This window comes from uncultured Flavobacterium sp., from assembly GCF_963974175.1.
In the GTDB taxonomy this organism is placed as follows: Bacteria; Bacteroidota; Bacteroidia; order Flavobacteriales; family Flavobacteriaceae; genus Flavobacterium.
Window position 1 is genome coordinate 68,854 of record NZ_CAXBBR010000008.1, and the last position, 16,353, is coordinate 85,206.

Annotated in this window: 17 protein-coding genes and 1 pseudogene; 10 read left to right on the plus strand and 8 right to left on the minus strand. The window is 34.4% G+C overall.

The features are described from left to right. The first annotated feature begins 46 nt into the window (after positions 1–46). From rmuC to AAC069_RS13030, 4 genes and pseudogenes are all read left to right on the plus strand, one after another. Positions 47–1,417 carry a DNA recombination protein RmuC gene (gene rmuC / locus AAC069_RS13015; protein ID WP_339920893.1) on the plus strand — a complete coding sequence of 457 codons (1,371 nt, stop codon included), beginning with the start codon at positions 47–49 and terminating at the stop codon, positions 1,415–1,417. 1 nt (position 1,418) lies between these two features. Beyond that, a pseudogene (locus AAC069_RS13020) lies at positions 1,419–1,784 on the plus strand (6-phosphogluconate dehydrogenase). A 2-nt stretch (positions 1,785–1,786) separates the two neighbouring features. Beyond that, a complete protein-coding gene (locus AAC069_RS13025; protein ID WP_339920894.1) occupies positions 1,787–2,335 on the plus strand; it encodes an acyl-CoA thioesterase in 549 nt (182 codons plus the stop codon). Between the two features lie 162 nt (positions 2,336–2,497). Continuing rightward, entirely contained in the window at positions 2,498–3,034 is a 537-nt protein-coding gene (locus AAC069_RS13030) for a YceI family protein (protein ID WP_339920895.1), read from the plus strand. A 243-nt stretch (positions 3,035–3,277) separates the two neighbouring features. On the opposite strand, the gene AAC069_RS13035 is transcribed toward AAC069_RS13030, so the two are convergent. After that, a complete protein-coding gene (locus tag AAC069_RS13035; RefSeq protein ID WP_339920896.1) occupies positions 3,278–4,192 on the minus strand; it encodes a TIGR01777 family oxidoreductase in 915 nt (304 codons plus the stop codon). Between the two features lie 121 nt (positions 4,193–4,313). Here AAC069_RS13035 and AAC069_RS13040 point away from each other — a divergent pair, with 121 nt between their 5' ends. The 6 genes from AAC069_RS13040 to AAC069_RS13065 are packed head-to-tail and all read left to right on the plus strand — an operon-like array spanning position 4,314 to position 9,343. After that, complete coding sequence (locus tag AAC069_RS13040) at positions 4,314–4,973, plus strand: TetR family transcriptional regulator C-terminal domain-containing protein (protein ID WP_339920897.1); 660 nt, start codon at positions 4,314–4,316, stop codon at positions 4,971–4,973. Further along, positions 4,973–6,271: an AarF/UbiB family protein gene (locus AAC069_RS13045; protein WP_339920898.1), complete on the plus strand. Its 1,299-nt coding sequence runs from the start codon at positions 4,973–4,975 to the stop codon at positions 6,269–6,271. The genes AAC069_RS13040 and AAC069_RS13045 overlap by 1 nt, the downstream gene beginning before the upstream one ends. Before the next feature lie 2 nt (positions 6,272–6,273). Next, the gene (locus tag AAC069_RS13050) at positions 6,274–6,555 is read left to right on the plus strand and encodes a TIGR03643 family protein (RefSeq protein WP_339920899.1); all 282 of its coding nucleotides are present in this window, start codon (positions 6,274–6,276) and stop codon (positions 6,553–6,555) included. Positions 6,556–6,573: 18 nt separating this feature from the next. After that, positions 6,574–7,257 carry an SDR family oxidoreductase gene (locus tag AAC069_RS13055; RefSeq protein ID WP_339920900.1) on the plus strand — a complete coding sequence of 228 codons (684 nt, stop codon included), beginning with the start codon at positions 6,574–6,576 and terminating at the stop codon, positions 7,255–7,257. A 29-nt stretch (positions 7,258–7,286) separates the two neighbouring features. Beyond that, entirely contained in the window at positions 7,287–7,901 is a 615-nt protein-coding gene (gene folE / locus AAC069_RS13060; protein WP_339920901.1) for a GTP cyclohydrolase I FolE, read from the plus strand. Positions 7,902–7,924: 23 nt separating this feature from the next. Then, positions 7,925–9,343 (plus strand): SDR family oxidoreductase, encoded by a 1,419-nt coding sequence (locus tag AAC069_RS13065; protein ID WP_339920902.1) that lies wholly within the window; start codon positions 7,925–7,927, stop codon positions 9,341–9,343. An 81-nt stretch (positions 9,344–9,424) separates the two neighbouring features. On the opposite strand, the gene AAC069_RS13070 is transcribed toward AAC069_RS13065, so the two are convergent. From AAC069_RS13070 to AAC069_RS13100, 7 genes are all read right to left on the minus strand, one after another. After that, positions 9,425–10,720: a deoxyribodipyrimidine photo-lyase gene (locus tag AAC069_RS13070; RefSeq protein WP_339920903.1), complete on the minus strand. Its 1,296-nt coding sequence runs from the start codon at positions 10,718–10,720 to the stop codon at positions 9,425–9,427. After that, entirely contained in the window at positions 10,720–11,181 is a 462-nt protein-coding gene (locus AAC069_RS13075; protein WP_339920904.1) for an SRPBCC family protein, read from the minus strand. The genes AAC069_RS13070 and AAC069_RS13075 overlap by 1 nt, the downstream gene beginning before the upstream one ends. Before the next feature lie 175 nt (positions 11,182–11,356). Continuing rightward, a complete protein-coding gene (locus tag AAC069_RS13080; RefSeq protein WP_339920905.1) occupies positions 11,357–11,797 on the minus strand; it encodes a carotene hydroxylase in 441 nt (146 codons plus the stop codon). A 50-nt stretch (positions 11,798–11,847) separates the two neighbouring features. After that, positions 11,848–12,687 (minus strand): phytoene/squalene synthase family protein, encoded by an 840-nt coding sequence (locus AAC069_RS13085; RefSeq protein ID WP_339920906.1) that lies wholly within the window; start codon positions 12,685–12,687, stop codon positions 11,848–11,850. Positions 12,688–12,689: 2 nt separating this feature from the next. After that, positions 12,690–14,159, minus strand: coding sequence for a phytoene desaturase family protein (crtI, locus tag AAC069_RS13090; RefSeq protein WP_339920907.1), 1,470 nt, complete (start codon positions 14,157–14,159; stop codon positions 12,690–12,692). 35 nt (positions 14,160–14,194) lie between these two features. Then, complete coding sequence (locus AAC069_RS13095) at positions 14,195–15,091, minus strand: MerR family transcriptional regulator (protein WP_339920908.1); 897 nt, start codon at positions 15,089–15,091, stop codon at positions 14,195–14,197. Positions 15,092–15,158: 67 nt separating this feature from the next. After that, positions 15,159–16,124, minus strand: a complete 966-nt coding sequence (locus AAC069_RS13100; protein ID WP_339920909.1) for an ion channel — start codon at positions 16,122–16,124, stop codon at positions 15,159–15,161. Positions 16,125–16,353 lie beyond the last annotated feature (229 nt).

Here is a 16,353-nt window from a genome sequence, read left to right on the forward strand (position 1 = left end):
GATGTAATATTGTTTACTTTTACTTTTTACAACAATCAGTCTTTCTATGCTAAACATGCTTCCTTTTTTATCCTTGTTTATTATTGCCCTTGCTATTGGTGCTTTCATTGGAAAACTCATTTTCTCTGCCCGTTTCCAATCTGAGAAGATCAGTTTAGAGGAAAAATTAATTGCGTCAAACTCGCAATTCAATCAATTGAAGGAACAATTTTCAAATGACAAAACTGCTTTTGAAAAACAAATAGAAAGCAGTACTTACGAGAAGGAAGTTATCCGTAACGAAAAAGACAGCTTGGCAATCCAACTTTCTAAAAAAGAAGTTGATTTTGAAAATCTATGGGAACGCAACAAAGAGCAAAAAAACGAAGTAGAAAAACTACAGCAGAAGTTTACTAAGGAATTTGAGAATCTTGCCAATAAAATATTAGAAGAAAAATCCAATAAATTCACTGAGCAGAATAAGGAAAACATGAAAAACATCCTGTCTCCTTTGCAAGACAAGATTCAATTATTCGAGAAAAAAGTAGAAGACACCCATAAAGAAAGCATTGATTACCATGCGGCTTTGCGCCAACAAATTTTAGGCTTGCGCGAAATGAATATCCAAATGAGCAAGGAAACCATCAACCTGACCAAAGCATTAAAAGGAGACAGTAAGATGCAAGGAAATTGGGGCGAACTGGTGCTGGAACGAGTATTGGAAAAATCAGGTCTAGAAAAAGGACGCGAATACGAAGTGCAGCAAGCTTTTACTACCGATGAAGGAAATCGTGTTTTTCCTGATGTGGTAATTAATTTGCCTGATGGGAAGAAAATGATAGTCGATTCTAAAGTTTCATTAACCGCCTATGAAAAATACATAAATGAAGAAGACGACGATTTAAAAAGTGGGTATTTAAAAGAGCATGTCAATTCGATCAAGCGTCACGTAGAACAATTAGGAAATAAAAACTATCAGGATTTATATCAAATAGAAAGTCCTGATTTCGTATTACTTTTTATCCCTATAGAACCCGCATTTGCCATGGCACTCAATGAGGACACCGCTTTGTATAACAAGGCATTCGAAAAGAACATTGTCATCGTTACTCCCGCTACCCTGCTAGCTACATTAAGAACGATTGACAGTATGTGGGCAAACCAAAAACAACAAGAAAACGCCTTTGAAATAGCGCGACAAGCCGGCGCCTTATATGATAAGTTTGAAGGGTTTGTAGCTGATTTAATAAAAATTGGCAAGAAAATTGACGAATCTAAAACAGAATATAGCGGTGCTATGAATAAACTAGTAGAAGGAAAAGGAAACCTAATTACCAGCGTAGAAAAATTAAAAAAGATGGGAGCTAAAGCTAAAAAATCGCTTCCTGAGAGTGTTTTGGCAAGAGCCGAAAAAGATGAAAACCAACAATTAAACTAAAATGAAGAAATTTTTAGGAGTTCTTGCAGCAGTGTTAATACTGTCCGTAGTTAGCTATTTTACGTTTGTCTATTATGCCACCTATAGTGAAGGTGTTCGATCTGGCCAACTAATCAAGTTTAGTCATAAAGGAGTCGCTTTCAAAACCTGGGAAGGAGAAATAAGCCAAGGCATATCAGGTTCATAAATATTTGCTTTTTCTGTATTGGATAAAGACAAACAAGTTATTAGTGATCTAAAAGATATGGAAGGACAGTATGTGAAACTGTCTTATATAGAACGATACAAAACATTCGCATGGTGGGGCGACACTAAATATTTCGTAATCGCAGTAAAAGAAGAAGAATCTCCCTTTAAATCAAAATAAACATGAATAGCACCTATAAAACAGTTGCCGCGTCAAATATTACCATTTCGGAATTAATGTTGCCGTCGCATACTAATTTTAGCGGCAAAATACATGGAGGTTACATTCTTTCGCTACTCGATCAAATTGCTTTTGCCTGTGCTTCAAAATTTTCCGGAAATTATTGTGTCACAGCCTCCGTGGACACAGTAGATTTTTTGAAACCAATCGAAGTGGGAGAACTAGTCACCATGAAAGCCAGTGTCAATTATGTGGGTAACAGTTCGATGATTGTCGGTATCCGTGTAGAATCTGAAAATATCCAAACAGGAGTGGTAAAACACTGTAACTCCTCCTATTTCACCATGGTTTCCAAAGACAAGGACGGAAAAAATGAAAAAGTTCCAGGTCTGATTCTTTCTAACTTAGAAGAAGTACGTCGTTTCTGTAATTGCTTAAAACAAATTTCCCTAAAAAAAGAAAAAGACCGTCATGAAGAAGTTTTTAATTACAGTTCCATTGAAACATTAGCCAGCTTAGAAAAGTATAATGTTCTTGTCGAATTAGGCTAATTCTTCTGTTTTAAACCCCTGATTTTAGATAAAATCGTCTAGAATCTAAAACGAGACCTATAAATCCATTTTCTAGGTCATATTTGCTGTTTTAGCAGCTGTCTTTTACTAGTTATTTGAAATAAAAATCGTAACTTTAAGTAGTATCATACAGACTCTAAAATGAAAAAAAAACTACTTCTTTTTTTGCTGTTAACTGCATTCACCATTGGTGCTCAAGAAAAAAGAACCTCAACGAAGGGGGTGATTGTTTTCGAAGCATCGGTGCCTTTTTTTGAGCCAGTAAAAGCCAAAAACGATGAAGTAAATCTTATATTAAATACAAAGAGAGGAATCATCTCATTTGTAGTATATATCGACCGTTTTTCGTTTGAAAGAAGTTTAATGCAGGAGCATTTCAACGCAAATTATATGGAAAGTAAAAAATACCCTAAAGCTACCTTTAAGGGATTAATTGAAAAGTTCGATTTAAAAAATATTGCCCCTAATGCAACAGAGTATTATATCGAAGGAAAAATAACCATGCATGGCAAATCAAAAAATATTCGAGTCCTTGCCAAAATTAAAAAAGTAGCCGCAGGGATAGAATTAATCTCCAATTTCACCCTAAACTCTGACGATTATGATATCGAAATTCCATATATCGTTAGAAGTAAAATATCCAAAAACGTAAATGTAAAGGTTAAAGCTGTTTTATAATCTGTTATCGTAGCGAATAAAATATCCTTTTTAAGATCAAAGTTTAGAAAAAAGCAAACTAGTATAAACTTAAAGTCCAATGTTTCACTATTGCCTAATTAATACTTTACACTTATTCTCAAAGAATAAATTCCGTAATTCATTCTACTCTATTGTCTAAAGGTTTTGCAAACAAAAACTAAGCATACGAAATCACTACCTTTCGACAGCTTTTACGACCAGTAAATCTACTTAATCTAAAATCTACTTAGACAAACATTTCCTGAGTGTATCTTCTAAATTATTATGCTTAAACTGAAAGCCTAACTCTTCTACTTTGTTGGATGAAATTCTTCTTCCTGTCAACACTATTTTAGACATTTCACCCAATACCATTTTAATCAAAAAACTTGGGACATTGGGAAGCCAGATTTTGTACCCAAACACCTTTGCCAATGTTTTAGAAAAACCTGCATTCGAAGTAGAATCACTTATTGCGGCATTGTAAGCTCCATCCATATTGGGGTTCTTAAGCGCTTCAAGATAGATTGCACACAAGTCCTCCACATGAATCCAAGGCATGTATTGTTTTCCAGAACCCAATGCCGAACCCAATCTCCATTTAAAAATAGGCGTTAATTTATTTAAAAAACCATCGTCTTTACCTAAGACTAAACCGGTACGTACCTTTACTGTACGTATTCCCAATTTTTCAAACTGATCTGCAGCGGCTTCCCATTTTTGACATGTAAGTCCTAAGAAATCTTCACCTACAGCAGTGCTTTCCGTGCAAATTTCTTCCCCATTCACCGCTCCATAAATACCAACAGCCGACGCAGAAACAAAGGCGTCTAATTTTTTATCATTCTTTTTTAAAATAGAATAAATCAGTTGAGCTGACTGTTGCCGACTATTAATAATTTCTTCTTTTCGCTTACTAGTCCATGGCTTCTCAGCAATATTAGCCCCAGCTAAATGGATTATATAATCTGCATTGAGTACCGCCTCTTTTTCTATAGTTTGTTTTTGTATATCCCAAGTATAGTAAAAAATAGTTGCTGTATTTTCTCTCTTACTTCTACTGAGTATAGAAACGGTATATCCGCTATTTATCAAAAGCTTTGTTAGTTCCTTCCCAACAAAACCAGTACCTCCTGTAAGTAATACATTCTTTTTCATAACAGTGTGTTTAATCGTTCAATTCATCTAAATCAAAGATACAACTAATTTTTGTTTAACTTTATGATTATTTCGTTAAACATTCCTTACCTTTATACTCTAATTTATTAATTAATTGAAAATGGCTACTAAGAAAACTGCAATTACAAAAGAGAAAATAGTTTCTATGTATATGAACTATATATTAGAGAATGGCGAAAAACCCAAATCAGTATATCTTTTCGCAAAATCGAATGGCTTTACAGAAACTGATTTTTATGCCTTTTTTGGAACTATAGAAAGTGTCGAAAAAGAAATCTTTAAAACCTTTCTGGATATGACAATCGAATTACTCCATAAAGATAAAGACTATACTGACTATGACATGAAAACAAAGATGTTAAGTTTCTACTTTACATTCTTCGAATTACTTTCTGCCAATAGAAGTTATGTCAGCATGATTTTAAAGGAGCACGATAACCAACTTAAAAATCTAATGCAGCTTTCAAGTCTGAGAACTGCCTTTAAGAAATATGTTGGTGAAATTATAACCGATGAATATCGCATTAAGCAGGAAAAGTTTCAAGACTTTCAGAAAAAAGCAATTCAAGAAAGCTCTTGGATTCAATTACTACTAACTCTAAAATTCTGGTTGGATGACGACTCCCCATCATTTGAGAAAACAGATATCTACATCGAAAAATCGGTGAAACTGAGTTTTGAACTGATGAATATTGCACCAATAGATAGTTTAATTGACTTTGGGAAATTTATTTTCAAAGAAAAAATACAAAACAAATAATGAAAACGATAGATTATATACCTACGTCAAAAATTGAAAGAGCCACAAAACTTGTACAAACAGGTGCAAAAGTGGGCGTGAATTACCTTAAATATTACGGAGAAAAAATCGTGAGTTCAGACTTGACACGTGATAAACTAAATGAGGACAATGCTGAGGACATTTACGACGGCTTAAAAAGCTTAAAAGGGAGCGCCTTAAAAGTAGCTCAAATGCTAAGCATGGATAAAAGTTTCTTACCACAGGCTTATGTAGAAAAATTCTCTTTGTCTCAATTTTCTGTACCACCACTTTCAGCCCCTTTAGTTTTAAAAACATTCAAAACTAATTTAGGAAAAACGCCTTATGAAATTTTTGATGAGTTTAATGCTAATTCTGTAAATGCAGCCAGTATCGGTCAGGTACATATGGCGGTAAAAAACAATAAAAAACTAGCGGTAAAAATACAATATCCTGGAGTTGCTAACAGTATCTCTTCGGATTTAGCTTTGGTGAAACCAATTGCAATCAGAATGTTCAATCTTCAAGGAAAAGACTCTGACAAGTACTTTAAAGAAGTCGAAGACAAACTAATTGAAGAAACCAACTATTTATTGGAACTGAAACAAAGCCAAGAAGTCGTTGATGCCTGCAAGAAAATAGACAACCTTGTTTTCCCTGAATATTATCCAGAGTATTCTTCTGAGAAGATTATCACTATGGACTGGATGACAGGAGTTCATCTTTCTGAGTTTAAAAATTCAGATCCTATTGTAGCAAATAAAATTGGGCAAGCCTTGTGGGATTTTTACATGTACCAAATCCATGTTCTAAAAAAAGTACATGCTGATCCTCATCCAGGTAACTTTATGGTCAATGATAAAAAGGAATTAATTGCGATTGATTTTGGATGCATGAAAATTATACCAAATGAGTTTTACGTTCCTTATTTTGAATTGATAGATCCAAAAGTAATCGACAACAAAAAGCTCTTTAGCGAAAAGTTGTTCGAACTAGAAATCCTAAGGGCTGATGATTCTAAAGAAGAAATAGCTTATTTCACATCTATATTTTATGATCTATTATCATTATTCACGAAACCGTTCCAAGAAGAAACTTTCGATTTCTCAGACGCAGTGTTTTTTGAAAGTATAGCTAAATTAGGGGAACGATTTGCCAGTGACACCAACCTTAGAAAAATGAATGGAAACCGTGGTTCTAAACATTTTATCTATATGAACAGAACGTTTTTTGGCCTCTATAATTTAATGTTTGATTTAAAAGCCAAAATTACAGTAACCGAATATCTAAAATACTAACAATGACAGAACATCATCTATCTGATCTAGAAAAAGGTCGCGTGATTGAAATGGCTTGGGAAGACAGAACCACATTTGATGCTATTTTACTTCAATTTGGATTAAAAGAGCAGGAAGTCATTGATTTGATGCGCATCGAAATGAAACCAACAAGTTTTATAATGTGGCGCAAAAGGGTTCAAGGACGCAAAACAAAACATGAGAAACTTCGCGATTTTAAAGAAGGTCGCTTTAAATGCAGCAGACAAAGACAAATAAATAATAATAAAATATCAAAAAGATAAACCAAAAATACTTTTCAAATGAAAAACATAGTAATTATAGGCGGAAGTAAAGGTATTGGGAATGCCATTTTAATGCAACAATTAGAAACTAACCTCGTATACAACATCAGTAGAAATGCGCCGGACGTATCACACGCAAACTTAACTCACTATCCTTTAGACGTGCTGAAGGATGAACTTCCTTCTATAGAAAACATTGACACCTTAATTTACTGCCCTGGCTCTATTAACTTAAAACCAATAGGAAGTCTAAGCATTGATGATTTTAGAAATGATTTTGAGATAAACGTCATCGGAGCGGTAAAAGTGATTCAGAAATATTTACCCGTTCTAAAAAAAGGAGCAAACCCATCTATCTTATTGTTTAGCACTGTAGCGGTAAAACTGGGAATGCCTTTTCATGCCAGTATAGCTACTGCAAAAGCGGGAGTGGAAGGTCTCGTAAAATCTCTGGGAGCAGAATTAGCATCCACTGTACGAATAAATGCCATTGCCCCTACTATTACTGAAACGACGCTGTCAGCAAATATTCTGAGAAACGATCGAATGAAAGAAAATATGGTAGAACGTCACCCGATGAAAAGTTATTTAAAACCAGAAGAAGTAGCCGAAATGGCTAATTTCATTATTTCGGAAAAGGCAAAATCGATGTCAGGTCAAGTTTTTGAAATGGATTACGGTATCGTAACCTTTAAAATGTAAATAAAATCAAGAGTTAATACGATAAGAATATGATAGCTAAAGAAATGAAAAGTTACGAAAAAGTAGAGCGTTATGATACTGAAATCACAGACGCAATCGCTGAAAATTATAAAGAAATAATAAACAATTTAGGCGAAGATGTAAATCGAGAAGGAATTGTGAGTACGCCGGTTAGAGCAGCCAAAGCAATGCAATATTTAACGCATGGATATGGCCTTGACCCGCTACAAATTTTAAAATCGGCATTATTCACAGAGGATCACAGGCAGATGATCGTCGTAAAAGATATTGAAGTTTATTCCATGTGTGAACATCATATGTTGCCTTTTTTCGGAAAAGCACATGTCGCCTATATTCCGAATGGAAAGATTGTGGGGCTTAGTAAAATTCCAAGAATTGTGGATGCTTTTGCCAGAAGAATGCAAGTACAAGAAAGATTAACAGATCAAATAAAAGATTGTATTCAAGAGGCTTTAAACCCATTAGGTGTTGCAGTAGTAATTGAAGCACAACACATGTGTATGCAGATGAGGGGAATTCAAAAACAGAATTCAGTAACTACTACATCCTCATTTACAGGTGCATTTGAAAAAGATAAAACAAGAAAAGAGTTTATTAGTCTGATTTCCAATAAATTTAGTTAAATTTAATACTCAAAATAAAATCTATGAAAATTCTCTTAACCGGCGCAACAGGATACATTGGAAAACGGCTTTTACCCATTTTAATCGGGCAAGGCCATGATGTAATTTGTTGCGTGAGAGATAAAAACAGGTTTTATACACCAAAAGAATTCGAAAAAAGTATCACTGTAATTGAAGTTGATTTCCTAAAAGAAGAAACTTTAAAAAACATTCCCGATGATATTGATGCTGGTTATTACCTCATCCACTCGATGGCAAGTTCAAAAGATAATTATGATGAATTAGAAAGCACCTCAGCCACTAATTTTGTCAATAGGGTAAACACTACTAATGCACAACAAGTCATTTACCTAACAGGAATTGTAAATGATGATTCTCTTTCGAAACACCTTGCATCCAGAAAAAATGTAGAAGACATATTAAACACTGGTACTTTTGCACTAACAGCCTTAAGAGCTGGAATCATTGTTGGTTCAGGAAGCGCATCCTTTGAAATCATTAGAGATCTGGTACTTAAGCTTCCTATCATGATTACCCCAAAATGGCTCAACACAAGGTGTCAACCTATTGCCATTCGTAATGTCCTCGAATTCTTATCACAATCCTTATTAAATCCATTAACCTATAATCAAAATTTTGACATTGGTGGTCCTAATATACTTACCTATAAAGAAATGCTATTAGGTTTTGCCAAAGCTAAAAACTTAAAAAGATGGATTTATACAGTGCCTTTAATGACTCCTAAATTGTCGTCTTATTGGCTTTATTTTGTTACTTCTACCTCTTATAAATTAGCTTCAGCATTAGTAAGCAGTATGAAGGTTGAAGTAGTTTGCAGGGACACCAGAATAAACGAACTGCTTGGTATACATCCGATGTCATACAAAGAAGCACTTTCTCTTGCGTTAATCAAAGTAGGTGAAGATAAAGTAGTTTCTAGTTGGAAAGATTCCTTAGCAAGCGGTAGGTTTAGCACTAATATTTCTGAATATTTAAAAATTCCAAAAAAAGATTGTTTTATTGACAGAAGAAAAAAAGAAATTATAAATAAAGAATATACAATTGATAAAATCTGGTCCATAGGTGGTGAATCTGGTTGGTATTATGGCGATTGGCTCTGGGGAATTCGGGGGTTTATCGACAAACTTTTTGGAGGCGTAGGCTCTCGAAGAGGAAGAACAAACAGACATGAGATTCACTCTGGAGACGTTTTGGATTTTTGGAGGGTTTTGTATGCCAATAAAGAAGAAGGAAAACTAGTCTTGTATGCCGAGATGAAACTACCTGGTCAGGCATGGCTCGAATTCAAAATAATAAATAATACATTGTACCAAGCTGCCACGTTTAAACCTAAGGGTATTTGGGGAAAGTTATACTGGTATTCTGTATTGCCCTTTCACGGCTTCATTTTTAATGGGATGCTAAATAAATTGATTAAGTAAATCTCTTTTTTAAACATATAAGTCATTTAAGTTTTTTGACTATTTTATTAAAAACGTATATGACTTATATGATAAATCCCATTATTTCAATATCCCTGCTTTATATGTCGCAATCGCTCTATCTCTCGCCATTGCATGTTCTACCATAGGTTCGCCGTACCCCAGTTCAAATTCAGGAATCCATTTCCTGATGTAAATTCCTTTTTCGTCAAATTTTTTCAGTTGGATTTCTGGATTGAAAACCCTAAAGTAAGGAGCTGCATCACATCCGGTTCCTGCTGCCCATTGCCAATTACCCACATTAGACGCCATTTCATAATCCAGTAATTTTTCGGCAAAATAGGCTTCACCCCACTGCCAATTAATCAATAAATGTTTGCATAGAAAACTCGCTACAACCATACGCACTCTATTGTGCATATAACCCGTTTCATTGAGTTGGCGCATTCCCGCATCAACCATGGGATAACCTGTAGTGCCGGAACACCAGCGCTTGAAGTCGGCTTCATTGTTACGCCATTGAATTCCATCGTAGGCCAGTTTAAAATTATGTGTCACTTCTCTAGGGAAATTAAACAGAATTTGCATAAAAAACTCTCTCCATATCAATTCACTCAAAAAAACAGCATTTGTTTTAGCAGCCCAATTTACCATCTTTCGAACACTTACCGTACCAAAACGAAGATGAGGTGATAAATAGGACGTACCATCTATAGCAGGAAAATCACGTATTTCCTGATACTCAGAAATCTGTTTCAAATTATAAGGAAGCACTTTAATATTACTTTCCTCAAACCCTATTTCTCCCAAAGATGGAAAAGCATACTTTGATTTATGAAAATTAGAAGAAGTTGATGAGCCTGTATACTCGCGTACAGGTGCCATAGCATTATATTTATCCAACCATTTATTTTTAAATGGTGTATAAATCGTGTACGGCAATCCATCCGCTTTTGTAATTTCCTTTTCTTCAAAAACGACTTGGTCTTTAAAAGAAAAAGGAACGATATTCTTGATTTGCAAAAGTTCACAGATAGCATTATCCCTTTTGATGGCATACTGCTCATAATCTTTATTAAAGAATACTTCTTTAATGTCAAATTCCTGAATAAGCGATTTCCATACGGCAATAGTTTCTCCTTTTTTAACCAACAGCGAACTTCCTATTTGTTTTAGTTGTTCATTAATAGTGGATAATGATTCATGAATGAATCCAACTCTTGCATCGTTTCTTGGCAAACTATCTAAGATAGAATCGTCAAAAATAAATAACGGAATGACAGGATATTTAGATTCCAGAGCGTGAAATAAACCGATATTATCTTCCAAACGCAAATCGCGTCTAAACCAAAAAAAAGATACTGTCTCTTTTGCCATTATTTTGAATTAAATATTTCGTTTACCTTTAATACTCTATGTTCAAAAATTTCATTTAATTTATTTTTAACCATCAAGGTATTCATTATTCTACCTAAAAAGCCTAACGGCAAAGCGTAATGTACGATATCCGTCATCTTAGTACCGTTTTCAGTAGCTTCAAAAAAGTGTTTATGATGCCATAAAGCATAGGGTCCAAAACGTTGTTCGTCTACAAAGTAACTATTTTCTTTAACAAAACTAATTTCTGTCATCCAAGGAATTGTTATACCTAAAAGTGGGGAAACTTTATACTGAATTATTTGTCCAGCATACATAGGTTTATTATCGAAATCCGTGATTTGGAATCCCATTGTTTCTGGTGTTATTTTTTGCAAATTACCTGGTTTGGAAAAAAATTCCCAACATTCCTCTACTGTTGCATTTACGTGTTGTACAGTTTCTTTTTTATATACTTTCATGATTATTTTTGGATTAAATTGTAGTCTTGACAACTGTTGTGCGTGAGGGATTGCAGCGGAGCTCTTTATGGTGTCGTTCTTAAAACGAGACCATAAAAGCGGGAGTGTAAAGCCCGACCTCGTTGAAAAAACAAAAAAAATATTTTTTCAACGAGGTCACGCCCAAATAAAACTATTATATTTTATAGTACTTAAAAGGTACAAACAACATACCGAAACATTCGCCATGTTCTTTACCTAGATGTTTGTGGTGTACTTTGTGCGCTTTTCGTAAGCCAATAAGGTACTTGTTTTTTGTATTCTTGAACCATTTGAATCTCTGGTGGATTAACACATCATGAATCATGAAATAAGAAAATCCATAGGCTGTAATTCCGAGTCCGATGAAGAACAAATAGTTAATTCCTCCTTCAACACCATAGTAGAAAAGTACGATACTAGGCACGGCAAAAATCACAAAAAAGATATCATTACGTTCAAAAACATTAGCGTACTTAGGCTGATGATGATCTTCATGAAAATACCACATTAATCCGTGCATCACGTATTTGTGGGTTAACCAAGTCACACATTCCATAAACAGAAAAACGCCAAGGAAAATAGAAAAAGAAATCATTGTTGTTTGTATTTAATTAATTTTAAGTGCTGGAAATAGGTTTTGTAGCCTTATACTAGCTTCAACTTATATGACACGAAAGATTGTGCCAATAATGCCGCTTTGGTATAATTAGAAACCCGTACTCTTTCATTTCCAATTTGGTGATAAGGAGTATTCTCTAATTTCTTTAATAATTTTTTATAATATACATAGGCAGTATAAACCCCGAATTTAGCTTCAATAGGCAACTTAACAATTCCCTCATAGGCAATCTTAAAATCCTCTTCAATTTCTTTTATAATGGCATTTTTAGCCTTTTCATCGAAAGAATTCAAATCGATTCCAGGAAAATAATTTCTATTTAGAAGAAGGTTGTCTTCTTTTAAATCCCTTAAGAAATTTACTTTTTGAAAAGCAGACCCCAAGCGCATTGCCTCTCCTTTTAGTTGTTCATACTTCTGGTCTTGACCGGCTACAAAAACCTTAAGACACATTAAACCTACCACATCAGCAGATCCATAAATGTACTCATTATACTCTTCAAGACTGTTATAATCTGATTTGATTAAGTCCAGTTTCATGCTTTTTAAGAAAGCCTGAATAAGATCATCTGTAATATTATATTCTTTCACAGTACTTTGAAAGGAATTTAATATTGGGTTCAAACTTATCCCTGAATTGTAGGCTTTATAATATTCTTTTTCGAAATCATTAATCAAATCTTCTTTGTCAAAACCATGAAAAGAATCCACTATTTCGTCCGCAAATCTCACGAAACCGTAGATGCTGTATATAGCATCCCTAATACTTGGCGCAAGCATATATACCGCTAAGGAAAATGAAGTGCTATAGTTTTTTGTCACCAGCTTACTGCATTTGAATGATACGTCGTCAAATAATTGCTTCATATTTATTGGTCTAAAAATTGTTTGTTAATTAAATCTGACACTAGTTTTCCAGAAATTAATGCTGGTGGCACACCCGGCCCAGGAACGGTCAATTGTCCTGTGAAATATAAATTACGTACTTTTTTACTTTTTAGTTTTGGCCTTAAAAAAGCCGTTTGTAATAAAGTATTAGCCATTCCATAGGCATTCCCTTTATACGAGTTATACTCTTTAACAAAATCATTTTTACAAAATGCTATCTTAAAGATAATATTATTTTTTAAACTTTGCTGTGTTAACTGCTCAAATCGATCCATTATTTTATTAAAGTACTCCTCTCTCAACTCTTCCGAGTCATTAATGCCAGGAGCTAATGGAATAAGAAAAAAACCAGATTCCATTCCTTCTGGTGCCGCAGTTTTATCTGTCAAAGAAGGGAAGTTAGCATAAAACAATGGCTCTTTTGGCCATTGCGGCTCATCATAGATATCTTTTGCATGCTGATAAAAGTCTACATCAAAAAACAAAGCATGATGCGATATGTTTTCAATTTTTTTATTAAAACCAACGTAAAACAATAAAGATGAAGGGGCAAAAACACGGCTTTCCCAGTATTTTTCTGAATAGGCACGATATTCCTTGTCTAATAATGTTTCAGTATGATGATAATCAGCTCCACTTAAAACCAGATCTGAGATGATTTTTTCGCCGTTAACTATAATCCCTGTTGCCGTTTTATTTTCGACTATGATTTTTTCAATATTGGAGTTGGTATGAAACGTTACTCCCAGTTCTCTGGCAAGACTTTCCATGGCTCTTACCACATCGAACATTCCAGTTTTTGGATGCCAAGTTCCCATTCCAAAATCAGCGTAATTCATAAAACTATAAAAGGACGGTGTGTCTGACGGCTTTGCTCCAAGGAACAAAACAGGGAACTCAAGGATTTGAATTAGTCGTTCGTTTTTGAATTTCTTGCGTACATCTCGACTGATGTTGCTGAAAAACTGCCCTATCTTCTTTGTTGTTTCTACCGTTACTAGTTCTAATGGTGAAACTCCTGGACGGTATACTAAGTCTTTTATAGCAATATCATAATTACTTTTTGCTTCTGTTATGAATTTGTGCAAAACATCTCCGCTTCCTTCTTCAATCGCTTCGAAAGTAGCTTCGATTTCTGCTAAATTATCTGCGATTGCAATAAATTCATCTACACCGAAGTACACCCGATAAGCAGGAGATAACTTTATGAGCTCGTAATAATCTGTTGTTTTTTTTCCAAAATCAGCAAAGAAACGATCGAAAACATCTGGCATCCAGTACCAACTTGGCCCCATATCAAATGTAAAACCATCCTTTTTTAATTGCCTTGCTCTTCCACCGATAGTAGCATTTTTTTCAAAAACCACTACCTCATGACCGGCTTTTGCTAAATAACAAGCAGCAGATAATGCTGAAAACCCAGAACCTATAATTGTAATTTTCTTTTTCATTTGTTTAGCAAATATACGAAATGATTAAACAAAACCTAAATTTTTTCTACTAATTCAGCAATAGAGTTAAAAACAACTACCCTATCGGAAAGATTTTCTTTATCAATAAACTGAGTTAACCATCCTGTATACCAGAGTTCAGTCGTATCATCTAATAGTTCATCTGTCATTTGTCCTATATACTCATCAATGCCACTTCGCTCCGGCTGAACCGTTAGATAAGACACAAAAACAATGGATTCAAAATGTTTTTTGAGATCTTTTAAGTTATCAATGGGCATACTTTCCCCTAAATAAACGGTCTTATAACCACTTAACAAAATTTCGTAATTCAAATACATCAACCCCAACTCATGAATTTCATTCATAGGGAGTGAAAGCACGAAAACCCGATCTAATTTAGTAGGCTTGACCGTCTGAAGTTTTTCCGTATTGACTAATACTTTTTGTTTAATTAAATAACTAATAAAATGCTCGTGAGCAGGAGTAATTGTATCTGTTTGCCACAACAAACCTAGCTCTTCCAGCAATGGAATAAATACCTGATTAAATATCTCTTTGAATGATTTTTCCTCAGAAAGCCAATTGTACGTATTAAAAAACAGCTCCTGATCAAAATTCATCATAGCCATTTTGAAAGCGGTGATAGCATGATTTTTTGCACTCTTTGAAGATACAATTTCTCTTACCATCACAGGGATCTGATCCTCTGGATAAGCAGAGATTTTAGATATTTTATATCCATAATCGTGCAATAAAGTAATGTTCAACAGTTTTTGCAAACTCGCTAAATCATACAATCTGATATTAGTATCTGTGCGCATCGGTTGCAGCACATTATACCTTTTTTCCCAAATACGTATGGTGTGTGCTTTTATACCGGAAAGATTTTCGAGATCCTTTATGCTAAAAACATTTTTTATATTGTTCATTATTTATTCATATTTATTAAACAAATGTAGTTTATTTATTTGTTATAAATCTGAAAACAAATTAAAACTATCCTTTTAAAGGAGCATCCTCGAAGGAATTCAGTTTATCTAAATACAAAATAGTTTTAGAATTGTCAGTACTTCGGGTGTACATCGGCTCAAATTTAGCACCATAAATTACTTCCTCAAAAATATAGGAAGTACGGGTAGCCACGGTATTACTGAACATATCATCAAACGTTTTTACAAAAACAAGAATCTCACCTTGGGTGTTGGCAAAATCATCTTTTGTAAATTGGTATAGAGGACTTTCCTCAGTAATGGGATGTACTAAAGTCCAGCTCAATGGCAGTGCATTTACCTTTTCTAATTCTAAATCCAACGCGTAGAACTTATTAACCTTCTTTCCGTTTTCCTCAACACTCATCCCCAAAGTTATTTTAGCTTCTGCATCGGTAAAATTGGTGTTTTTATAAGGCGTTAAGCGTATCATCAGTCCTGAAATATCTCCGTAAGGAGCAATAACGGCATTGTGCGAGAATTTTAGAAAAGCGGTGGGTTTACTGAATCTTCCAAAGAACAGTCCTGTGGCAATAGCAAAACTTAACAAACCTATTAAAGCCTCGGCAGCTGAAAGTGCACTGGTTAAAAAACCAGTGGGACTGATGTGTCCATAACCAACAGTGGTAAATGTTTGTGCGCTAAAAAAATAAGCCTGTCCAAATTTTACCCATTCACTGTCTGTACTTGTAATTCCGTCTAAATGTTCGATCCCAATTACATAATAAATAGTGGCAAATATAAAATTGATACTCACATAAAATGAGAGGACAATAAGCATAAATCTCCACACTGCCATATCAATCATCGTGTGATACCAACTAATGCGCTGTAAAATAGGCATCCCTTGCTTCTCTACATTAGCGCTTCCGTTTTTATTCACAAAACGGCCGCCATAACTGCTAGCATTAGTACCAAATCCTGTATTTTTATCTGCTTTTGCCCTTAGGTTTATTCTTTCTAACAATGCCATTTCCTGTGTCTTATATATAACCAAAAGTAGATAAAATTAATTAGCATCCAAATATTATCTTCCCTCAGAAAACCACCCTATTGGCTCAGGAAATCGAATACCGGTTCCACAGGCCTATCACAATTGCCCGCTGAAGAAGTTTTCTATCTCCTATAGCAAATAAATTTTCACTTTATATTTCGCAAACAACTGAAAATCAGTATCTTTATGTAAGTTGTAGTATTTTATC